Annotated in this window: 21 protein-coding genes; 10 read left to right on the top strand and 11 right to left on the bottom strand. The window is 44.3% G+C overall.

All coding sequences use genetic code 11. The annotated features are described in order from the left end of the window. Position 1 precedes the first annotated feature (1 nt). The 4 genes from aceE to ampD form a co-directional block, all read right to left on the bottom strand. Positions 2-2677, bottom strand: a complete 2676-nt coding sequence (gene aceE, locus E5672_RS09815; protein ID WP_136782029.1) for a pyruvate dehydrogenase (acetyl-transferring), homodimeric type — start codon at positions 2675-2677, stop codon at positions 2-4. A 210-nt stretch (positions 2678-2887) separates the two neighbouring features. Continuing rightward, on the bottom strand, positions 2888-3634 hold the full coding sequence (gene pdhR / locus E5672_RS09810; protein ID WP_136782028.1) for a pyruvate dehydrogenase complex transcriptional repressor PdhR: 747 nt from the start codon (positions 3632-3634) through the stop codon (positions 2888-2890). Between the two features lie 350 nt (positions 3635-3984). Next, complete coding sequence (gene ampE / locus E5672_RS09805; protein WP_276606288.1) at positions 3985-4878, bottom strand: beta-lactamase regulator AmpE; 894 nt, start codon at positions 4876-4878, stop codon at positions 3985-3987. A 42-nt stretch (positions 4879-4920) separates the two neighbouring features. Beyond that, positions 4921-5469: a 1,6-anhydro-N-acetylmuramyl-L-alanine amidase AmpD gene (gene ampD, locus E5672_RS09800; protein ID WP_136782026.1), complete on the bottom strand. Its 549-nt coding sequence runs from the start codon at positions 5467-5469 to the stop codon at positions 4921-4923. A 194-nt stretch (positions 5470-5663) separates the two neighbouring features. Here ampD and E5672_RS09795 point away from each other — a divergent pair, with 194 nt between their 5' ends. From E5672_RS09795 to yacG, 8 genes are all read left to right on the top strand, one after another. Next, positions 5664-6182, top strand: coding sequence for a retropepsin-like aspartic protease family protein (locus E5672_RS09795; protein ID WP_071815671.1), 519 nt, complete (start codon positions 5664-5666; stop codon positions 6180-6182). A 32-nt stretch (positions 6183-6214) separates the two neighbouring features. Then, complete coding sequence (nadC, locus tag E5672_RS09790; protein WP_136782025.1) at positions 6215-7069, top strand: carboxylating nicotinate-nucleotide diphosphorylase; 855 nt, start codon at positions 6215-6217, stop codon at positions 7067-7069. Between the two features lie 400 nt (positions 7070-7469). Further along, positions 7470-7895: a pilin gene (locus E5672_RS09785; protein ID WP_136782024.1), complete on the top strand. Its 426-nt coding sequence runs from the start codon at positions 7470-7472 to the stop codon at positions 7893-7895. 82 nt (positions 7896-7977) lie between these two features. Beyond that, positions 7978-9186 (top strand): type II secretion system F family protein, encoded by a 1209-nt coding sequence (locus E5672_RS09780; RefSeq protein WP_136782023.1) that lies wholly within the window; start codon positions 7978-7980, stop codon positions 9184-9186. Between the two features lie 152 nt (positions 9187-9338). Next, positions 9339-10256 carry a prepilin peptidase gene (locus tag E5672_RS09775; RefSeq protein ID WP_136782022.1) on the top strand — a complete coding sequence of 306 codons (918 nt, stop codon included), beginning with the start codon at positions 9339-9341 and terminating at the stop codon, positions 10254-10256. A 53-nt stretch (positions 10257-10309) separates the two neighbouring features. After that, on the top strand, positions 10310-10921 hold the full coding sequence (gene coaE / locus E5672_RS09770; protein ID WP_136782021.1) for a dephospho-CoA kinase: 612 nt from the start codon (positions 10310-10312) through the stop codon (positions 10919-10921). A gap of 361 nt (positions 10922-11282) precedes the next feature. Then, positions 11283-12035 (top strand): cell division protein ZapD, encoded by a 753-nt coding sequence (gene zapD, locus E5672_RS09765; RefSeq protein ID WP_136782020.1) that lies wholly within the window; start codon positions 11283-11285, stop codon positions 12033-12035. Positions 12036-12121: 86 nt separating this feature from the next. After that, entirely contained in the window at positions 12122-12349 is a 228-nt protein-coding gene (yacG, locus tag E5672_RS09760) for a DNA gyrase inhibitor YacG (protein ID WP_136782019.1), read from the top strand. A gap of 75 nt (positions 12350-12424) precedes the next feature. Here the strand turns inward: yacG and E5672_RS09755 are convergent, their stop codons facing one another. Further along, the gene (locus tag E5672_RS09755; protein WP_136782018.1) at positions 12425-12847 is read right to left on the bottom strand and encodes a MerR family transcriptional regulator; all 423 of its coding nucleotides are present in this window, start codon (positions 12845-12847) and stop codon (positions 12425-12427) included. 85 nt (positions 12848-12932) lie between these two features. Between E5672_RS09755 and E5672_RS09750 the strand changes: the two genes are divergently transcribed. Beyond that, positions 12933-14171, top strand: a complete 1239-nt coding sequence (locus E5672_RS09750) for an NADH:flavin oxidoreductase/NADH oxidase family protein (RefSeq protein WP_136782017.1) — start codon at positions 12933-12935, stop codon at positions 14169-14171. A 93-nt stretch (positions 14172-14264) separates the two neighbouring features. Continuing rightward, positions 14265-15137, top strand: a complete 873-nt coding sequence (locus tag E5672_RS09745) for an aspartoacylase (RefSeq protein WP_136782016.1) — start codon at positions 14265-14267, stop codon at positions 15135-15137. A gap of 231 nt (positions 15138-15368) precedes the next feature. Here E5672_RS09745 and E5672_RS09740 read toward each other — a convergent pair whose 3' ends face one another. The 6 genes from E5672_RS09740 to E5672_RS09715 are packed head-to-tail and all read right to left on the bottom strand — an operon-like array spanning position 15369 to position 21102. Next, a complete protein-coding gene (locus E5672_RS09740; RefSeq protein WP_136782015.1) occupies positions 15369-16658 on the bottom strand; it encodes a methyl-accepting chemotaxis protein in 1290 nt (429 codons plus the stop codon). A 9-nt stretch (positions 16659-16667) separates the two neighbouring features. After that, positions 16668-17036, bottom strand: a complete 369-nt coding sequence (locus tag E5672_RS09735) for a response regulator (protein ID WP_012519437.1) — start codon at positions 17034-17036, stop codon at positions 16668-16670. 17 nt (positions 17037-17053) lie between these two features. Continuing rightward, complete coding sequence (locus tag E5672_RS09730) at positions 17054-17788, bottom strand: ParA family protein (protein ID WP_136782014.1); 735 nt, start codon at positions 17786-17788, stop codon at positions 17054-17056. Next, on the bottom strand, positions 17785-18039 hold the full coding sequence (locus tag E5672_RS09725; RefSeq protein ID WP_136782013.1) for a hypothetical protein: 255 nt from the start codon (positions 18037-18039) through the stop codon (positions 17785-17787). The genes E5672_RS09730 and E5672_RS09725 overlap by 4 nt, the downstream gene beginning before the upstream one ends. After that, positions 18030-20732 carry a chemotaxis protein CheA gene (locus tag E5672_RS09720; RefSeq protein ID WP_136782012.1) on the bottom strand — a complete coding sequence of 901 codons (2703 nt, stop codon included), beginning with the start codon at positions 20730-20732 and terminating at the stop codon, positions 18030-18032. Before E5672_RS09720 ends, E5672_RS09725 begins: the two co-directional genes overlap by 10 nt. Then, entirely contained in the window at positions 20725-21102 is a 378-nt protein-coding gene (locus tag E5672_RS09715; protein WP_136782011.1) for a response regulator, read from the bottom strand. Before E5672_RS09715 ends, E5672_RS09720 begins: the two co-directional genes overlap by 8 nt.

The raw sequence follows: 21102 nt of genomic DNA, 5'->3' as shown, positions 1-21102 counted from the left end.
CTTACGCGTAAAGTGGGTTAAGTTTTTCAGCGTTAATTTCAAAACGCTTAATGGCTTCTGCTACCACTTTCTTCTCAACGTCGCCGCGCTGAGCCAATTCGTAAAGTGATGCAACCACAATGTATGACGCATTAACTTCAAAGTGAGTACGCAAGTTTTCACGGCTATCGCTTCGACCGAAACCGTCTGTACCTAGACAGCGGTATTCAGTATCAATGAACGCACGAACTTGGTCTGAGTAGTTCTTCACATAGTCAGTGGCAGAAATCGCAGGACCTGCATCTTTCGTGATTACCTGACCAATGTAAGGTACTTTTTGCTCAGCTTCTGGATTTAGCATGTTCCAACGCGCAACGTCTTGACCTTCACGGGCTAGCTCGTTGAACGAGGTCACAGAGTAAACGTCAGAAGATACGTTGTAGTCTTCACTCAGAATCTGCGCCGCTTTACGTACTTCGTTCAAGATAGTACCCGAGCCCATTAGCTGTACGTTAAGCTTAGACTTGTCGTTTTCAACACGCTCAAGCTTGTAGATACCTTTAATGATCTGCTCAGCAACATCATCACCTTCTGGCATTGCAGGGTGCTGATAGTTCTCGTTCATCAATGTTAGGTAATAGAAGATATTTTCGTTATTACCGTACATGCGACGCAGACCGTCTTGAACGATAACCGCTACTTCATAACCGTACGTTGGATCGTAAGTAATACAGTTAGGGATTAGGTTCGCCTGAACGTGTGAATGACCGTCTTGGTGCTGTAGACCTTCACCGTTAAGCGTAGTTCTACCTGCTGTTGCACCTAATAGGAAACCACGCGCTTGGCTATCACCCGCTGCCCATGCCAAGTCACCAACACGTTGGAAACCAAACATTGAATAGTAAATGTAGAACGGAATAGTGGTAGCGTTACACGTTGAGTAAGACGTACCTGACGCTACCCACGATGCCATTGCACCTAGCTCGTTAATACCTTCCTGAAGTACCTGACCTTTCTTATCTTCGCGATAGTAAGCGACTTGGTCGGCATCTTGAGGTACGTATTTCTGGCCTTCGTTAGCATAAATACCTACCTGACGGAACAAGCCTTCCATACCAAACGTACGGGCTTCATCAGGAATAATTGGCACAATACGCTTACCAATTTTCTTATCTTTCAACAATGCGTTAAGTACACGTACAAACGTCATCGTTGACGATACTTGACGGTCACCTGAACCTTTCAAGATAGCGTCGAATGCACTTAGCTCAGGAATTTCAAGCTGTTCTTCAGCCTGTTCACGGCGAGAAGGCAAGTAACCGCCTAGTGCTTCACGACGTGCACGAAGGTACTTCATTTCTTCGCTGTCTTCGTCGAACTTGAAGTAAGGCAGGTCAGCAATTTTTTCGTCTGCTACTGGAATATTGAAACGGTCGCGGAACGCTTTGATTGAATCAACGTCCATTTTCTTAACGTTGTGCGCTACGTTTTGTGCTTCGCCTGATGCACCTAGACCAAAACCTTTAACCGTTTTAGCAAGGATTACCGTTGGACGACCTTTCGTATCAATGGCTTTTTGGTAAGCTGCGAATACTTTTACTGGATCGTGACCACCACGGTTTAAGCGCCAGATGTCGTCGTCAGACATGTTCGCTACAAGAGCCGCTGTTTCAGGATACTTGTTGAAGAAGTTTTCACGGGTGTACTTGCCGCCTTTGGCTTTACAGTTCTGGTATTCACCGTCTACCGTTTCGCCCATAAGCTGAATTAGCTTGCCAGATTTATCGCGAGCCAGTAGCTCATCCCAGTAGCTACCCCAAATAACTTTCACAACTTCCCAGCCAGCGCCGCGGAACGTACCTTCAAGTTCTTGGATAATTTTGCCGTTACCACGTACCGGGCCGTCTAAGCGCTGTAGGTTACAGTTGATAACAAACGTTAGGTTGTCTAGGCCTTCACGAGACGCAAGACCAATTGCACCCAAGCTCTCTGGCTCATCACACTCACCGTCACCCATGTAGCAGTATACGCGCTGACCTGAACAGTCTTTGATACCACGGTTAGTTAGGTATTTAAGGAAACGTGCTGTGTAAATAGCTTGAAGTGGGCCTAGACCCATAGATACCGTTGGGAACTGCCAGTAGTCTTTCATCAAGTGAGGGTGTGGGTAAGACGACAGACCATCGCCAGCACACTCTTGACGGAAGTTGTTTAACTGCTCTTCAGTTAAGTTGCCTTCCATATATGAGCGCGCATAAATACCTGGAGAAATATGGCCCTGTGCGAAAATAAAGTCGCCGCCTTGATTCTCATTCGGCGCTTTAAAGAAGTGGTTAAAGCCCACATCGTAAAGCATAGCCGATGATGCAAAGCTACCAATGTGGCCACCAAGCTCTAGGTCTTTTTTAGATGCACGCAATACAATCATCAATGCGTTCCAACGAATTGCTGCACGGATGCGCGCTTCGATGGTCAAGTCACCAGGCATTTTTGGCTCTTGCGCTGCAGGGATAGTATTGATGTAGGCAGTAGTTGCGTCATACGGTAGATGCGCTCCGCTGCGACGTGCTTTATCAATAAGTTTTTCGAGTAAATAATGAGCGCGTTCTACGCCTTCCTCTTCTAAAACCGACTCAAGCGCATCAATCCACTCTTTAGTTTCTTGAGGATCTACATCTTGGTGCATCATATCAGACATGGTGCCATCCTATTTTTTGCTTATATAGAAAATCCTCCCTTAGCACTGCCTCTATTATCAAAGGCGCTAAAAGAAGGAAAACTAAATTACGTTGTACTCACAGTGACCCAATCTGGCTCACCTGCTTTTGCAGTGGCACAGGAAAAACCTGACCGGCCTCTGCGAATGAATAGCTATCTAGCCCTTTTTGCATAGGGTAAGACTAGGTAACTAAATCTCTAATCGCCGCAATGCGCGCTGTACACGGGTATCGCGTTGATTAATGGTTAATAGCGTTTTTTCAATAAACGCCAAATGCGTGTTACATGCCTGGCGTGCAGCTTCGGGGTCGCGAGAAGCAATAGCTTCTACAATTTCACGACGCTGTTTAGCAATGTCTTCCACTGCTTCAGGGTGCGCTGCCAGCATGTCAAAGTTTCGTTCAATATTGTCCACCAGCATGCTTTGCATGGTGCTCATTACGTGTAACAGCACCATGTTGTGAGATGCTCTTGCCATAATGATATAAAACTGTCCTAGTGCCTCAGCTTGGGCTCGCTTGCTTTCGTGCGCTTTAGGCGTAGGTACATCATTCAATGCTTGTTTTAATGCCTCGTAGTCTTCAGGTTGACCACGAAGTGCTGCGTAATACGCTGCCATTCCTTCTAAGGCATGGCGAAATTCAAGTAAATCGAATTGAGTTTCAGGGCGCTGGCTGACTAAGTCCATAAGCGGATCTTTCATGGCTGAATTCAGGTTTCGATTAACGAACGTACCGCCGCCCTGCTTACGCTCTACCAGACCGCGAGCCTGCAGATTACCAATGGCTTCTCTCAATGATGGACGAGATACATCAAATTCAAGCGCAAGCTCTCTTTCTGGCGGTAATTTTTGACCAGCCAATAGCGTACCGTCGAGTATCATCGACTCGAGTTGCTCCGTAATCACATCAGAGAGTTTTTTTCGCTGCTGACGCATGCGCTCAACGTATCCTATTATTTGTACCAGCGCTGTTATAACAGCTGTGAATGTAAAAAATAATCATGGAAAATTTAAACACAAACACAATTGGTAATACCATTTTACCTATCTAGTTTAAGGCAGATCGATTTCGAGGTAAATACTCCCAAGCATAGCAAAGGCTATGCGATTTGCTGGGTGTTAAGCTTTATTGTTGAATTTGTTAAGAAAAATTATCAGCCAGCAACTGGTCTGATGAGGTAGGAGAGATGATTAAATATGGGTAAAGCGTCTGATCTACATACAATTAATAAATAGACCAAACGCCTTTCCAGGCCAAGTAGCGTAGTAAATGTTAAAAATAATGATTATGCCAGACTGCCTACAAGCGTAAGTACTGACGTTATTACAAGAAGAAAAATAACATTACGTTTTGCTAACTTTACCAGCACCTTTGGTTCTACTGCTGCATTTTCAGCCTGTAACTTATGCTCATCTGGGGTTAGCACCTCGGCTTTCGATGAAATTTGTGTAAGTACGTCGTAAGCAGGTACGTCGAATTGAAGCGCGTATTTTAACCATTCAGGCAACGCTCGCGAGAAATGCCCCATCATCAACATGCCAAAGGCGGTCACGCGGACAGGAATATAGTCTAGAGCAAACATTAGTCTTCCCGCAGCTACGTTCAAAGGGTGATTAGCGTCACATAGGGCTTCGGTGGTACTTCGGCTTAAGGTATAAAACAATGCGCCTGGTGCACCAAATGCAATAAACCACAGCATAACAGCAGCATAGTGCTGGTAGTTAAGCCAAGTAAGATGTTGACCGAAGCTTTTCCCTTCTGCACCTGCGCTTCCATCACTATCTGTTTGACTTGCACAATGCCCTAATTGATCTGTATACATGCTACAAGCTTGTAGGTCGCCTCTGTCGGCGGCATTTAAAAAGTTTTTATAAATACTTCTTAACACCGGACAGCCAATACAAACGAACAACACCAAACTTTGCTCTATAAAGGTAAGGAATGCGCCAAGCACCCAGTATTCAATAACTCCCAATACGACCGCAGGTAGTAAAAGATAGCAATAAAGCGCTATGGGTGAGCTTTTTTTACTCTCCTTATCACCCGTATTTTCTTCTTGAAACTTAAGTAACCCCTTGTTTTGAAGAAAAGCACGGTACTGAGCAGCATATTTTTCGACATGCCAATTAGGTGTTTTTGTCATCAACCGCTCGAGGCTGAGAATTAATAGTAGGCTCATTAACATCATAGATATTGTGTTTCCCTTTTCCAGCGACCTAGATTAATCAGAATACTTCAACCCAATTACGCGCATTCTGTATCTTGCCCAATCAAAAGCAACACCGGGGTCAGTCTTACGCCCCGGCGCTATATCATTATGACCTACGATACGCCCTAAAGTGATCCGAGGATAGTGTTGTGTAATAAAATCAGTGAGTTCCCCTAGCGCCTTATACTGCGCTTCGGTAAAGGGCAGCGTATCAGTGCCTTCCAGTTCAATGCCAATTGCATAGTCGTTACAGCGACTGCGGCCTTGAAAGGTTGAAACGCCTGCATGCCACGCCCTTTGTTCAAAAGGTACAAATTGTTCTATTTCACCAGTTCGATAAATCACACAATGGGCAGAGACCCTTAATCCGTCAATTTCCTTATAAAAAGGATGGTCATCTGGATTAAGTGTACCGGTAAACAATTGACGAATGCCCGGCGTACCAAATTGTGAAGGCGGCAGTGAAATATTATGTATCACCAACAGGCTGACATCTTTATCGTCAGGACGGGCATCATAATGTGGACTTGGGGTGTACTTTGCTTCGTTGTAAAGCACCATAGTATTTGCTTCGGTAATTGATTTTCTGGGTAATAGCCTACATTGTAAGTTGATATAAGTGTATAGGGCTATTGGTTGTGATCTATCACTTGATTCAGCACTTTGGCCCAGTGCTTAACCAATTACTGAACGATTACGCTGGGTAATAGGCTACACGAGCATTAGTGCACCACTATTATAAGAAAGGTAAAAGCATGAATGAACAACAAGACCCGACAGCATCAACGGGTAAATGGATGGTTGCCCTTGCTTGGATTTGCGGTTTTGGTCTACTGGTTTTTGTTTTCTCAGATCTTCTAGAAAAACAAATCAACCCGAATAGCGAACCCACATCAGAGCGTATTGGTTCACAAACCGAAGTCCGTTTAAAGCAGAACCGCCAAGGGCATTATGTAACAACAGGCTATATCAATGGTGAGGAAGTGGTCTTTCTTGTTGATACGGGTGCCACTGATGTAGCAGTCCCCGCACACTTAGCGAACAGACTTAAACTAAAAGCCGGACGTGAGGGTTTAGCCAGTACTGCTAATGGCGTAGTGAGGGTTGCCGAGTCAACCATTGATACCTTGCGCATTGGCGAAATAGTAGTGCGTAATGTAGACGCAAACTTGAACCCCGGTATGCAAGATGACCATATACTGCTTGGAATGAGTGTTCTTCGCCAATTAGAGTTTACTCAGCGCGGAGATTGGTTAATATTGCGTACCCTTTAAATATATAAATAGCATAGATAAAAGCGATGAAAATGACATCACCAGATATGCAGTCGATCCGAGAGCAAGTATCAAACGCGCTTGTAGAAGATCTTGGCGGCGAATTAAATGCTGCAAACGATATTACCGCAAACCTGATAGATGAAAGCGTTACAGCAAAAGCGACCATTATTACTCGCGAGCCTTGCGTTGTTTGTGGAATAGCTTGGGCAAATCAAGCATTTGCGCTTATTGACGAGTCAGTGTCGCTAACCTGGCATGTAAAAGATGGCGACAAGGTTGAGGCTGATACGGTATTAGTTAGCTTGGAAGGCTCTGCTCGCGCTATATTAACAGCCGAACGTACAGCGCTTAATTTTTTACAGACCCTTTCGGCAACCGCATCGATGACGGCTTTCTACGCAAAATTTCTAGCCGGCTCTAATACTAAAATTTTAGACACCCGCAAAACTTTACCGGGACTGCGCTATGCACAGAAATACGCGGTGCGTTGCGGTGGTGGTCAAAACCATCGCGTGGGGTTGTTCGATGCCTTTTTAATTAAAGAAAATCACATCTTTTCTTGCGGAAATATCGAAAAAGCTGTGAGCCGAGCGAAAACCATGATGCCTGGCAAGCCAGTTGAAGTAGAGGTAGAGAACCTAGCTGAGTTTAAACAAGCCCTTTCGGCGGGTGCCGACATTGTCATGCTGGATAACTTTTCTAACGAACAGATCCAACAGGCAGTAGCGCTTAATAAAGGTCAATGTAAACTGGAAGTATCAGGGAACATTACTGATGAACGACTGGCATCACTTGCACAACTAGGTGTAGATTACATTTCATCTGGCGCGTTAACCAAACATGTTCAGGCAATTGATTTGTCGCTGCGCATTACGCTGTCTTAGTAAGGTGGTTTCAAAGCGTGCATTTATTAGCTAATTGAGTGTCAACACCTTAGTTTACCGCGAATCAAAAAGCGTGAGTTGTAGTATGATCAAAAATACTAGAACTCACGAAGATCCCCAGTCATTTCTCGTTATATTCTTCTGTGTATAGATAGATATACGTAGGTAAGTCATTAACTTTTATACGAAAGTACAAGTGATCACGCCTGCCATAGCGCAGCTATCCATGTCATACTGCAAAAGCTAGACATACGTATATTTGCCTATACTTGTCAGTGACAAATAAAATTCTATACTGAGTATCAAGTACCAGGGGCGTTGAAAAGGACGACTCGGGTATAAACGTCAATTTGAATTAGATTTTAAACTTTACGTGTTATACACGTCCCGGAGAAAAACCATGATGAACATGAATAACAAAAACCAAAAAGGTTTCACCCTAATCGAACTAATGATTGTTGTTGCAATCATCGGTATTCTTGCAGCAATCGCATTGCCTGCTTATCAGAACTACACGCAGAAAGCGAAGTTCACTGAAGTAACAAACGCAACTGCTGCTGCAAAGACTGCTGTTGAGATTTGTGCGCAAACTGTAGACGCAACATTGGCAGCATGTGACGGTGGTACTAGCGGCGTTCCTGCTGACGTAACACAATCTGCTACAGTCGTTGGTGTTACAACATTGAACGGTGTTATTAAGGCTGAAGCTTCTGGCAACTCTGGTGTTACTGACGGTACAAACCCTGCTACATATACACTCACTCCTACAGTAACTGACGGTCGTGTAACATGGGCCGCTGCATGTGTACCAACAACACTTTGCTAATTAAAAGCGCGTAGAGCTAAGAAATAAAAACCCAGTGTTGCAACTGGGTTTTTTTGTTTAACTTAAACTTGGATATTGCAAAATGGCTAAGGCGGCATCGGTATTTACATGGCAAGGAAAAGACCGACATGGTCAAGCTCGTAAAGGCGAGATTTCTGCTACATCCTTATCAGAGGCTAAGAACCTTCTGCGCCGGCAAGGTATCTCTGCAAATAAAGTAAAAAGACTCGCTAAGCCACTTTTCGGCGGAGCACAGAAGATAAAGCCCGCGGATATATCGGTAATTTCACGGCAGATAGCCACCATGCTAGCCGCTGGCGTTACGCTTATCCAATCTCTAGAGATGATAGCACAAGGCCATGCAAACCCTTCAATGCGAAAATTGCTGGGTGAAATAACCGAAGAAGTAAAATCGGGTAATCCGCTTTCTTCAGCACTAAGAAAACATCCTCTTTATTTCGATGATCTATACTGTGATTTGGTTTATACCGGCGAGCAGTCTGGTGCCCTTGAAACCATTTACGATCGTATAGCCACCTATAAAGAAAAGGCTGAAGCACTAAAATCAAAGATCAAGAAAGCGATGTTCTACCCTATCGCAGTTTTGGTTGTTGCTTTTATTGTTACGACTATCCTTCTTATTTTCGTTGTACCTCAGTTTGAAGAAATCTTTAGCAGCTTTGGCGCTGAACTCCCTGCCTTTACTGTTTTTGTGTTGGGAATTTCCCGGTTTGTGCAAGACTACGGTATTTTTATCGCCATGGGTGTTGCCGCCGCAGGCTTTATGTTTGTGCGAGCACACAGACGTAGCCAGAAGCTGCGCGATAGCGTAGACCGTAATATTTTAAAAATTCCTGTTATTGGTGAAATACTTAAAAAAGCCAGTATTGCCCGCTTTACTCGTACTCTTGCGACTACCTTTGCAGCAGGTGTTCCGCTTATCGGCGCATTAGAATCTGCTGCGGGTGCCTCCGGTAACGCGGTCTACCGAGAAGCCATTTTATATATACGAAAAGAAGTGGCAGGCGGTATGCCAATGCATGTTGCCATGCGCGCTACCCAAGTATTCCCTGATATGGTGACGCAAATGATTGCCATTGGTGAGGAATCGGGCGCGGTCGACGAAATGCTGAGTAAAATAGCGACTATTTACGAAGCAGAAGTTGATGACATGGTAGACGGTTTAACCAGTTTACTTGAACCTATGATCATGGCCGTATTAGGTGTTGTTATTGGCGGCTTGATTGTGGCTATGTACTTACCTATATTCGAAATGGGTAACGTGGTATAACTTGCACATATTGCTAGCTTTGTGATTATTAGTTTTACTATTGTTAGCTCTATATATGTGAACGATTTGGGCGACGCTTTTTAGTGGCGCCCATCCAAGTTTAACACCCGACTTTTTCCAACCACTATTAAAACTAAAAAGAATTGCACTTCATGGATGCCATAATTACGCTTAGTCAGCTCTACCCTGCTGTATTTTATTCTCTTATTTTCTTTGTAAGCTTAATGGTGGGCAGCTTCCTAAACGTAGTGATTTACCGCCTACCAATTATGATGGAGCGCAGCTGGCAGCAAGAGTACGAAAGCTATTTTAGTGATGGCGCAAGTGGCGGTGAAAATGACGGCGCCACTATCTCTGCCGATGACAAGTCCCCCGTGTCTACAGATACCTTCAATCTGGTAAAGCCTGACAGTACCTGCCCAAGCTGCGGTCACAAAATTCGCGCTTGGGAGAATATTCCTGTTATCAGCTATCTATTGCTTAAAGGCAAATGTGCTAAATGCAAAGTCGGTATTTCAATACGCTATCCACTTGTTGAACTTTTCACAGCCATTGCCTGTACCTTCGCTGCGTATCAGTTTGGTGTTACGTCACAGGCACTATGGGCGGTCATCTTCACTTATGTGCTTGTTGCACTGCTGTTTATTGACTTAGATAAAATGTTATTACCAGACCAGTTAACACTGCCTCTGCTTTGGCTAGGTTTACTGCTGAGTACACAAAACATATTCGTAGGCACTACCGATGCCATTATCGGTGCAGCGGCAGGCTATTTAAGTTTATGGTCTGTTTACTGGCTATTTAAGTTAGTAACAGGCAAGGAAGGCATGGGCTATGGTGATTTTAAACTGCTCGCGGCACTTGGGGCATTTACTGGCTGGCAAGGCTTGCCTGTCATTATTTTGTTGTCTTCTTTTGTGGGTGCCATTGCAGGCATTCTCATAATGGTCATTCAGAATAAAGGCAAATCGTTAGCAATTCCTTTTGGCCCCTATTTGGCTGTGGCAGGCTGGCTGACACTCCTGTACAAAGAAGAAATCATTACTGCCTATCTTAATGCAGTGCTATAAACCCAAGTGTTACTCAATCTCAAGTAACGCTTTAACTTCAAGGCTTAATGATTATGAATAAACAACACGTGTTCGTAGTAGGCCTTACCGGCGGTATAGGCAGCGGTAAATCGGCTGCAACCGCCATTTTTGAAAACCTTGGTATTGATATTGTTGATGCTGACGAAGTCGCACGTGACGTTGTTGAAGTAGGTTCAGAGGGCTTACGGCAAATTGCCGAGCATTTTGGCGAAACGATTCTGCTAGAAGATGGAAGCCTTAATCGCGCGGCCCTTCGCGAAAAGGTCTTTGCCGCCGAAGAAGAAAAACATTGGTTAAATGGTTTGCTGCACCCCCTTATTCGCTCTCGAATGCAACAGCTAATCAGCGAGTCGACATCACCCTATTGTATTTTATCTGTGCCCTTACTTGTTGAAAACAAACTAACTGAGATGTGCAACCATGTTGTGGTGGTAGATTGCCCAGAAACAATGCAGCTTGAACGAGCGTTAAAACGGGACGGCAGTACTGAGCAAACTATAAAAAGTATCATGGCTTCGCAGGCTACACGTAAAGAACGTGTTGATGCGGCAAACGACGTACTGGATAACAGCACGACCTTGGAAGCGCTTGCTAGTCAAATATCAACTTTACACCAAAAACTACTAAGCCTTGCTTCAGCATAAGTGGTTTACAAAGTAGTAAACCCCTTTTACATCTATCTTAGTTAGTTACCTACCTTCCCTGTCTATCGTTCCTATTTCGCTTTTCTATCTCGTTCTTCTGTTTTCCTTCGAGCTTTACGTTCCTTTTTATTTGCCTTTCTTTTGTTAACCTTCCTTTTGTTAACCTTTTTTTGTTACAAAAAGGGCTTTTCGGCCAACAGCCCTGCTTTTTGAAACTTTTTTAACCAATTAGCGTCAAACTTAGCATTTGTCGAACAAGTAGACTTGGCTTAAATGCCTTGATGCTTTAGGCTTGCTGTTATTCGCCGCACTACAACTTCGTAGTGCAGTTTCTCTAAGTCTATGTGTTTTAAGGGGTTCCATGGGTAGCGCTGTATTCGAGTTTCCACTAAAGGAAAAAGTACGTAACTATTTACGTGTTGAGCAGCTGCTTGGGCAACTTAAAATTACGGCTAAATCAGAACATACTCATCTTCAGCTGGTGTTCTTTGAACAACTTTTTGAACTACTCGATCTCATTGAAAGACTGGATCTTCGCTCAGATTTAACGAAAGATCTTGAAGCCCACGAAAAGAATCTCGTGTACTGGTCAAAACACCCCAAAATAGACAGTACGGCGCTAGAGCAAGCGCTAAAAACGGTGCTTACACTAAAGCAAAAGCTGAAGACAGATCGCCGTTTTGGTAGCGCACTTAAAGATGACAAACTGCTTAGCGCTATAAGACAAAGATTTGCCATACCCGGCGGCGCATGTAGCTTTGACCTGCCTAATCTGCACTTTTGGTTACAACAGCCGCTTGAACAGCGTCAAAACGAAATTGCACAATGGTTAGAGACTTTAGGGCTTCTTGACGATGCAATTGCGGTTAGCCTGTCGTTTATCCGCGAGCGAGGTCAGTTTGTAAATGTGGTGGCCGAGAACGGCTTTTACCAAGGCGCTGCAGAAGATAAAAACGAACTGATACGCGTAAAGTGCAGTGTAGATGATGGCTACTACCCAACCTTAAGTGGCAACAAATACCGTTACGCACTGCGCTTTATGTTATTTTCCCCCCAAGAAGGCCAAAATAGCGCAGTGGAAAACGATATTCAGTTTCGGTTAGCGGCCTGCTAAACTTTAGTTCTCTTTATTACTTAGCGTCTTAGGCTCGGTTAACTTTTCAATCTGTGCCGTTAAGACGTATTTCACTGGAGTCGATTATGGAAGTGAAATGTCCTATTTGCGCCAAACAGGTTGTTTGGGCCCCAACAAGCGAATACCGCCCTTTTTGTAGCAAAAAATGTCAACTTATCGATTTAGGTGAATGGGCCGCAGAAGACAGAAAAATTGCCGGCAAGCCTGCAGAGGATGCCACGCCAAAACATATAGATGTAGAAGAAATTGAAGCGATGCTTGCACAGCAACAAGAAGACTTTTTCAAGCATTGATCCACTGTGCTCAATAGTACTGAGTCTTTATTCTGACGAGGTCGCAATTATAACGCATCAAGAATCAGCCATGCTTTAGACCTCTTGCACATTGTCCATATTAAGTCCCTCAAGTAAGCCATCAAGTTCACAGGCAGTCATACAATGGCCCGCTTTCCACAACTCCTCGAGCCGATGCATTAGATACACCATCTGTGACTTTTGACGTTCCAGCTTTGCCAAAAGTTCATCAATATCTTGCTTTCGCTCGCGCAAGTGCACCATAACTTGCTGGTGGTCCAAGCCTTCACCACTGGCAAATAGTCCCGGCAGGTCGTCTAGGGAAAACCCTAAGCTGGTGGCAAACTTGATCATCTTTAATCGCTCAATTGCGTGAGTATCGTATTGTCGATAACCCTTTGCGGTGCGCGCAGCAGGTGGCAATAACCCTTTTTGTTCATAGAATCGAATGGTACTTGTCGGTAAACCAATGGCTTGTGCTAGTTGTCCAATGCGCATGGTATTCTCTTAAAAAATAACCTTGACCTTAAAGTTAACTTAAAGCTTATAGTGACGTCAATGCACAGTAACGAGAGAGCAAACCATGTCATCAAATGTTTTTACCCCGTTTACCTTGCCCAATGGGCAAACCATTAAAAACCGCCTCGCAAAGGCCGCTATGGAAGAAAACATGGCCCAGCCTAATCAATTGCCAGGAGACGCACTTTTTCGATTATATCGCGCGTGGGCTGAAGGCGGTGTCGGCCTTGTCATTACCGGCAACGTTATGGTCGATCACTTAGCGATGACCGGCCCAGGAGGACTTGCACTTGAAACCCACACACCGCTAGCACCATTTCAGCAGTTAGCGAAGGAGGCCAAGCGCAACAATACGCGTTTGTGGATGCAGATAAACCATCCGGGCCGGCAGGTATTTGCCAAAATGGGAGGTAAGGTACTTTCTCCTTCTGACATTCCACTCAATATGGGTAAGCATTCTCACCTATTCGGTCAACCAAAAGCTATGACAGAAACCGAAATTAATGATGTGGTCAGTCGATTTGTTACTACAGCGTTACTGGCAAAACAAGCGGGTTATGACGGCGTTCAAATACATGCAGCACACGGATACTTACTCGCGCAATTTTTGTCTCCTCTGACAAACAAACGTAAAGATGAATGGGGTGGCAGTCTTGAAAACCGTGCTCGTCTGCTGCTCACCATTGTTCAGCGAGTGCGCGAGCAATGCGGCAAAGACTTTGATGTGGCTGTAAAGTTAAACTCAGCAGATTTTCAACGTGGCGGGTTTGACGTAGATGATGCGCGTGACGTTGTTGGCATGCTGGCACAGCACAATGTAGATCTTGTTGAGCTGTCAGGTGGAAGCTATGAGGCACCAGCGATGCAAGGAAGAACAGCTGATGATAGAACACTCGCGCGAGAAGCGTATTTTTTAACTTTTGCTGAGCAAATAGCAAGTACCACGTCCATTCCCATTATGACTACAGGAGGCATTCGTAAGCTCGCAGTAGCACAGCGGGTGATTCAAAGTGGTGTAGATATGGTTGGTATTGCCTCCGCACTGGCACTAACCCCTGATCTACCTAACCAATGGCGAGCTTCGCCAGATACATTGGGTGTTATACCGGTTGTAAATTGGAAAGACAAAACACTTTCAGGCCTTGCGACTATGGCACAAGTAAAGCGCCAACTACGCCGTATTGGAAAGGGAAAGCAGCCCTCTCAAAATACAAACCCAATAATTTCATTGATACTCGATCAGTTGCGAAGTGCCTCACTTACCAAGCGATACCGCAAACAGTACACCGATGAAGTACAATAAATGTATTCTCGGCAGTTGTAGACTGTTGTACTATCAAGCTAATTTCTCTTATGGCGATTAGCTCGTCGTATTCTGCAGCACAAAGGAAAGTTCATGATTCAATCAATCGCATTTGTTGGTGGTACCCACGGTAACGAAACCAGCGGTATTCAGTTAGTTAAAAACTGGCAAAAACACGGACTACCCTCACGCTTTGATGCCTTAAATGTTTCACTTCACATTGCTAATCAAGCGGCACTAGAGGCTAATGTCCGCTTTATTGAAGAAGACTTAAACAGACAATTTACCTTTGAGCGCTTATCAAACGACAACACCGCTAAAGAAGCAGTGCTTGCTAAATCATTGAATGAAAAATTCGGTCCGAAAGGTAACTCAAATACCGATTTTGTTATTGATATTCACAATACCACCAGCGAGATGGGCGCCACGCTAATTATTCTAGAAGCGGATGAATTTCACGTTCAGTTAGCACGATTTGTTAAACAACAAATGCCCGAAGCGAATATTTTGGTGGAAGACGAAAAGCCTTATCTTGAACACGGTTATTTGTGTACTACCGGTAAGAAAGGGGCAATGATTGAAGTGGGCGGTCAGCCTCAAGGCGTATTAAGAGAAGATGTTTATCTTTTAACACAAACTATGGCCGAGGCCATTTTAGATTTTTGTGTAGCCTATAATAACCAAAAGATAGAAACAGACGCACTGCCTGCGTGTGAAGCTTTTCGCCTAGGTGAAAACGTCGGCTTTCCTTTAGATGAAAATGGCGCGCGTACCGCGATGATCCACCACTCATTGCAAGACAATGATTTTAAGCCTCTATTACCCGGTTCTCCCATGTTTAGAACTTTTGACGGAAAAGATATTCTCTGGGACGGTGAGAAAGAAACCTACCCTCATTTCATTAATGAAGCAGCGTACTTCAAGCTGGACGTTGCGTTCGCTACGGCCCAGCGCATTACTCTGTAAGGATAAGGCGTTAGTTTCGTTAGCCCCTCGGAAACTTGCCACAGTATTTGAATGCGTCTTCACGGGAAACCGAGCTTAGACTCATTAGATACTTGGTTTTGAAATTGCCAGTCAGTGTAGCTGACTGGCAATTTTACAGTAGTGATATCGCTTACCTACGTCCCCGTATTAACTCTCATAGCTTCTAACCATTGTTACTTTCAGCTCTGTCCTAATTTCTTGAAATTCTTATTAAAAAAGCTCTATTTTAGGCTCTCGGGCCTCTTCAAACTCATTTTTCTCTTCAGATGAAGACTCATTAATATCAAAATGTATTTTACGCTGATCTTCCATCACATATTTTTCAAACATTTCTTTGGTACTTAAATTAAACGACTCATCAAAATGCTCGCGGTTATTAATGTAAGAAGAAAACTGTCCAAACAGACTAACAATGGCGTCTTGCTCTAGTTTCACGTGTTCGGTGCGCTGGCGAATAATATCTTGGAATTGAATTTTTGCGATTGCACCACTGACTTTAAATGCAACCTCTGTTGCACTTTGCGAGAAGCAGGCCAGCATCTTGGGGTTAAGCTCTTCTAGTACACGATAGTGTGCCGTTATATTTTCCAGCGACTCAGAAAACCCTGTTAGTAATTCGCACGTATCATTTGCTCGTGTTGAGTTTAGCATTTTTTCGCCCTGCAGATGCGCTGCATCAAGGGCAGATTTAATACCCGTTTCAATTTTTTCTGCTGCTTCTGAAGACTGAGACGATAGAATGCGCACTTGTTCAGCTACCACGGCAAACCCCCGTCCGTATTCGCCAGCTCGCGCCGCTTCAATTGCAGCATTAAGGGCTAATAAATTGGTTTGCGAAGCAATATTTTTAACTAATTCGGTGAGTTCCTTTAGGTTTTCAACCTCACGCATTACCCCTTGAATGGCTTCAGTATCTGCAATCTGTTGCGCGCGCTGTGTATTAATCATTTCTTTTATATTAGACAGGCGCTGCGCCGCCAACTCAAACTCGTCTGCGCTTTTCTCCTTACAATTAAGAGCATTCTTCTGACCCAATTCAACGTTGTCTATACTATCTTGAATACTGCTTTCAATCTCATACAGCGCTTTCATTAGCTCCATTGAGGCGTCTTCAGTTATTGCACTTATGCCATCCATTTGCCCTTTTAATATGGCTACGTAATCATTAACCTGAGCATGGGTTTCGCTTAACTGCGATGAAGTTTCTTGCAAATAGCTTTCTTGACGACTTAACTTGGCAGCAAACATGCGATTCTGTCGGTTTGCATACCAAGGCACAAAGGTCAACATTGCTAAAATAGTTACATAGACTCCCCCATGTAGGCCCATTATCTCTATAGGTATACTCAGCGACCCCACTACGCCTACTACTGTTACGGTTAAAAGCCCGCCCCAAAGTAAAAGCGAATCCTGCATGTTACCTGTCTTTTCCTTAAGCACTTTTATTTTCTCAGCGAGCACTGTTTCGTAATACTGCTTTGCTTTTTCAAGTACTTTCATGTTTTTACCTTATGCAGCTGGTACCAACTGCTTTACTACACCTAACAATTGCTCTGGCTCGACGGGTTTGACAAGCCAGCCTGTAGCACCAGCAGCTTTCGCTTCTTCTCGACGACTTTGCTGCGACTCCGTGGTTAACATCAACATGGGGGTAAACCTAAATTTAGATTGCTGCTTTAGTGTTTTTATTAGTTCTATACCATTCATACCCGGCATGTTTAAATCCGTTATTATTAATTTGGGCGATATGGACTCAAGTGCCGCCATCGCTGCCTCTGCACTTTCTGATTTTGTTACTGTATAGCCTGCCCGTTTAAGCAGCATTTCCATACTCATTAGCATTGTTGCTGAATCATCTACTAAGTGTATTGCGCTCATTGCATTACCTCTTTTTTCTAGCCGATTAATTGTTTACATAATTCAGTATAGTCGTGTGCGCCACGACTGTGAGGTGCATAAGCAAAAACGGGTTTGTTTTGAGCAAATGCCTCGGCTAATTTGATACTCTTTCTTATGGGAACCAGCACCTTGTTACGCCCGTAGCGTTCATACCAGCCGCTAAGTTCCTGCCGGTGAAGCTTTAAATTTTGTTCAACCATTACGGGTAAAATGGTAAGCCTAGTCGCTCTGAACTTTCGCTCCGCCATAGCGTTTCTGCAGGCCGTTAATAATTTTTGCACGCCGTCAGTGGCAAGCGGTAAAGGCGTAGCGGGAATAATAATGTCGGTAGCGGCTGATAGCGCGGCCATCAGTTGCGGACTCAGGGTCGGTGGTGTATCGATTAACACAATGTCGAAATGTGTTGTAACAGGAACTGAGTCGCACCAATTGCGTAAAGTGTCTAAAGTAATGTTATCGTTCGTATTGGCCTTGTTCGTATCGACATTGGTTGCGTAAATGTTTTCTGAGCATTTCACTACTGACGTGAAAAAGTGGCTAATTGGTAATTCGGTAATCTCGTTTTGTGGTGCACATCCAAGCGCTTTTAAGCCATGCATCACGTGCCCTTGATTATCAAGGTCTATGACCATAACTCGTTTACCCGCTTGGGCGAAACCATAAGCAAGGTTTACTACCGTTGTAGTTTTTGCTGTACCGCCTTTGCGATTAGCCACCGTGATCACTTTCATTCGCACCACACATTACTTTTGTTATTCATCATTTTAGTGAGCCAAATCAGCTTTTCAGATTCTGGCCACACACTGACTTTTGGCTTTTTTGCGAGCAGTACCTGATATACCGCAGTGTGCGCACTGACTAAGGCCTTTAAGTTAACTTGCCGAGAGACTTCTTCGTTTAGCCAGGCAAACAGACTTTCTGCCTCTTCAATTTCGCAATGTCCGGTCATCACCGCCACTTTCTTTTTGAACGCTATAGGCATTGGGCTAACACCTCTTGTACATTGATGATTAACAGCACACGCCCGTCACCAAGCAACGCTGTTCCCGAAAAGTGCGCGTATCCCGCTAGCACCCCTTCAAGAGGTTTTTGAATAACATCAATACCCTCATGAAATTTATCGATGATTAATCCGAACTCTCCCTGTGGTGTTGCTACCACCAAAATTGAGTGCTCTTCTTTTTCCTCTGCATCTTCAAAACCCAATGCGTCGCGCAGATTACACAGTGGTATTAGCTTTTCTCGAATAACAAGAACCTGTTCGTTGCGAATGCGCTGAATGTCTGAGGTGGGCACTTTCACAGTTTCCACCACCGCATCCATTCCCACACCAAACATTTGGTCGTTTACTTCAAACATCATTACACGGTTAACCGACATAGTTTGAGGTAGCAGCAATTTGAAAGTAGTACCTACGCCTACTTCGCTGTGCATTTCGATAGTGCCGCCTGCTTGGCTTACCATTGTTTTTACCGCATCCATACCGACGCCGCGTCCAGACAAATCTGAGACTTGTTCTGAGGTAGAAAAACCAGCAGCAAATATAAGCTGTAGGGCTTCGTTATCGTCTAGGCTCTCTAGTTGAGCTTCGCTGATGACCCCTTTTTGAAAGGCGAGTAGTTTAATTTTTTGTGGGTCTATCCCTTTACCATCATCGCGGATTTCAATAATTACGCTGTCATCAAGAGGCGTAGCAATAAGGTCAATACGCCCCATTTCTGACTTGCCCGCTGCAATCCGTTCAGACGGTGACTCAATACCGTGATCGATGCTGTTTCTCAATAAATGAATAAGCGGCTCTGAAAGTGATTCAATTAAGTTTTTATCGAACTCGGTGTCTTCCCCCTGCATACAAAGCTCAATTTTTTTATCGAGCTTCCTCGCTAAGTCCCTCACTAAGCGAGGATAGCGTTGGAATACATGAGAGACAGGTACCATGCGTATTTGCAATACTGCACTTTGCAGCGACTCAGTTAAGCGATTAACAATAGAAAAATGTGCTTTAATTTGCTTACTAAGCTTTCTGCTTCCTCCTTCCTCCTCGGCTTGTTTGGCCAGATAAGGCAATGAGTTTTTCGCCACCGTGAGTTCGCCAACAATATCCATTAAGTAGTCGATTTTAGCTTGGTCGACTTTTAGCATCTTAACTGCTTGGCGCTCGGTTTTTACTGGCTGTGCATTGTCTTCTGCGCTGCTTAAGGGTTTAGTGTCGCTCACAGCTTCAGCGCTCTCTGCCGTATGCTCGGTCTGCGATGCTTCTACTGATGTTTCTTCTGCGCTTTGTTGCTTTTGTACTTCATCGGCTTGCTCCTTAATTGTTTCGTCATCTAGCGCATTACAAATGGCAACGGCCACGGCGTCTTCGTCGCTAAAGTTTTCGCCTAAGATATTTCCTACCAGCCCTGCGATAGAGGGGAACATGAACTCTGACTTATAGCTGTCTGAATTCAAAAGCGTGAGCTGTTGTGTAAGGATTGCTTTTTCATGGGGCGCTAACGTTTTTCCACACAGCACAGAAGCATGTGGTGAATTTCCTCCAGCTTCCTGTGGGCTATCGTCGCCAAGTTTGCCAGCCGTGCTGTCGGTAGAAGTACTTTCTGCGCTAAATGCAGTACTGTCCTTATCAATATGAGTATCTTCACTACCACTTTCATTGGCTTGCGCGTCCCGATTCAGAAAGTCGAGTTCGCCTGCTGTCGATAAGCATTTCAGCACCGCGCGCTTCGCATCATCAAAAGAAGCATCACTTACGTCCTGGGAAGCAAGCAACAGCCCTGCACTCGCGTGCACCTGCTCAAGATCATTCTCTTTCAGTGCATCCGATAACGTTTGATCAGCAATGAGGGCAACATTATCTTTGATTTTATCTACGCAACTTGCTCTTAAAGCGTGGCTAGTAAATACCGTAAGGGAATATTGCCCTTCGTAATAAGCCATGTGCTGCTTAATTGCGTCTGCATCTGCACAACCAAGTGCTTCGATATTGGTCACACAGTTGTAAATATCGGCATCATGGTTAAGTTCGGGCATATCTATGTTGAACGCTTTAAGACCCGGTAAAGCAAGCGCCACATTTATAGGGTCTTCACCCCGAAAAAAACAACCTTCATCTGGCGTGTATTTAATATGGTAACAAAATGGCCCTTCGACCTGACTTAAAAGCTTAAGGTCAGCGTTATCACTGAAAGCCGCCAACATGTCTCTTTGTTCGTCAGTGAGGGCTTTATCATCTGATGATGTCAAATCATTATGTGCAGCGTTATTTTCGTTACCAGGCGAGTCTAAACCATTAGGGTCGATAAAATGCCTTAACTGTGCCCCTAGGTTAACCGAGATGGGTTGCCACTGCTCTAGGTCTTGTGAGCCCACCTCTAGTTCGTCAAACCATATCGAAATTTGATCTAAGGCTTCAAGCAGTAGGTCGCCTATATCGTCACTAAAAGCAACTTCGTTAGCTCTTACACTATCGAGCAAGTCCTCTGCTGCATGGGCTAACCGAGTTAAAGGTTTAATATCAAATAAGTCAGACGACCCTTTAATGGTGTGTAAGTCCCGGAAGATTTTATCTACGCGTTCTGATGCTGGTCCAGACGATTGAATTGCTAACAGCTCTTGGCTTGCCGATTCTAAGTTTTCTCGCGACTCTCCTATGAAGACATCAAGTAATTCACTCATTGGCACTCTCTCCAATCACTGCACTCACCACCGACTTCAGCATGTCTGCATCGACAGGTTTGGTCATGTAGTAATTTGCACCGCACTGATAAGCGCGCTCAGCATCTTGATTAGCCGACTCTGTGCTGATCATGATTATAGGCACTGCGCGTAAGGCATCGTTGCGGCGAATCTCTTTACACAGTCGATAGCCATCCATTTTTGGCATATTCACATCAACGAGAAACAAGTCGACCTGCGTACCTATGGCTTTTTCTAACGCCTCGACACCGTTTTCGGCTTCTTCAATGATCCTGTCAGGAGTAGATACCAGCATTTTATGGAACATTCTTACCGTAGAGGCATCATCAACAATCATTACTGTTTTCAT

Origin of the sequence: Alteromonas portus (genome assembly GCF_005117025.1) — a bacterium.
Classification (GTDB): domain Bacteria; phylum Pseudomonadota; class Gammaproteobacteria; order Enterobacterales; family Alteromonadaceae; genus Alteromonas; species Alteromonas portus.
This window is presented reverse-complemented; position numbering and strand designations above follow the sequence as displayed.

Bases quoted from the DNA above. Each gene is read 5' to 3' on its own strand.
- aceE (WP_136782029.1), bottom strand. From the start codon at position 2,677: ATGTCTGATATGATGCACCAAGATGTAGATCCTCAAGAAACTAAAGAG.
- pdhR (WP_136782028.1), bottom strand. From the start codon at position 3,634: ATGCGTCAGCAGCGAAAAAAACTCTCTGATGTGATTACGGAGCAACTC.
- ampE (WP_276606288.1), bottom strand. From the start codon at position 4,878: ATGAGCCTACTATTAATTCTCAGCCTCGAGCGGTTGATGACAAAAACA.
- ampD (WP_136782026.1), bottom strand. From the start codon at position 5,469: ATGGTGCTTTACAACGAAGCAAAGTACACCCCAAGTCCACATTATGAT.
- E5672_RS09795 (WP_071815671.1), top strand. From the start codon at position 5,664: ATGAATGAACAACAAGACCCGACAGCATCAACGGGTAAATGGATGGTT.
- nadC (WP_136782025.1), top strand. From the start codon at position 6,215: ATGACATCACCAGATATGCAGTCGATCCGAGAGCAAGTATCAAACGCG.
- E5672_RS09785 (WP_136782024.1), top strand. From the start codon at position 7,470: ATGATGAACATGAATAACAAAAACCAAAAAGGTTTCACCCTAATCGAA.
- E5672_RS09780 (WP_136782023.1), top strand. From the start codon at position 7,978: ATGGCTAAGGCGGCATCGGTATTTACATGGCAAGGAAAAGACCGACAT.
- E5672_RS09775 (WP_136782022.1), top strand. From the start codon at position 9,339: ATGGATGCCATAATTACGCTTAGTCAGCTCTACCCTGCTGTATTTTAT.
- coaE (WP_136782021.1), top strand. From the start codon at position 10,310: ATGAATAAACAACACGTGTTCGTAGTAGGCCTTACCGGCGGTATAGGC.
- zapD (WP_136782020.1), top strand. From the start codon at position 11,283: ATGGGTAGCGCTGTATTCGAGTTTCCACTAAAGGAAAAAGTACGTAAC.
- yacG (WP_136782019.1), top strand. From the start codon at position 12,122: ATGGAAGTGAAATGTCCTATTTGCGCCAAACAGGTTGTTTGGGCCCCA.
- E5672_RS09755 (WP_136782018.1), bottom strand. From the start codon at position 12,847: ATGCGCATTGGACAACTAGCACAAGCCATTGGTTTACCGACAAGTACC.
- E5672_RS09750 (WP_136782017.1), top strand. From the start codon at position 12,933: ATGTCATCAAATGTTTTTACCCCGTTTACCTTGCCCAATGGGCAAACC.
- E5672_RS09745 (WP_136782016.1), top strand. From the start codon at position 14,265: ATGATTCAATCAATCGCATTTGTTGGTGGTACCCACGGTAACGAAACC.
- E5672_RS09740 (WP_136782015.1), bottom strand. From the start codon at position 16,658: ATGAAAGTACTTGAAAAAGCAAAGCAGTATTACGAAACAGTGCTCGCT.
- E5672_RS09735 (WP_012519437.1), bottom strand. From the start codon at position 17,036: ATGAGCGCAATACACTTAGTAGATGATTCAGCAACAATGCTAATGAGT.
- E5672_RS09730 (WP_136782014.1), bottom strand. From the start codon at position 17,788: ATGAAAGTGATCACGGTGGCTAATCGCAAAGGCGGTACAGCAAAAACT.
- E5672_RS09725 (WP_136782013.1), bottom strand. From the start codon at position 18,039: ATGCCTATAGCGTTCAAAAAGAAAGTGGCGGTGATGACCGGACATTGC.
- E5672_RS09720 (WP_136782012.1), bottom strand. From the start codon at position 20,732: ATGAGTGAATTACTTGATGTCTTCATAGGAGAGTCGCGAGAAAACTTA.
- E5672_RS09715 (WP_136782011.1), bottom strand. From the start codon at position 21,102: ATGAAAACAGTAATGATTGTTGATGATGCCTCTACGGTAAGAATGTTC.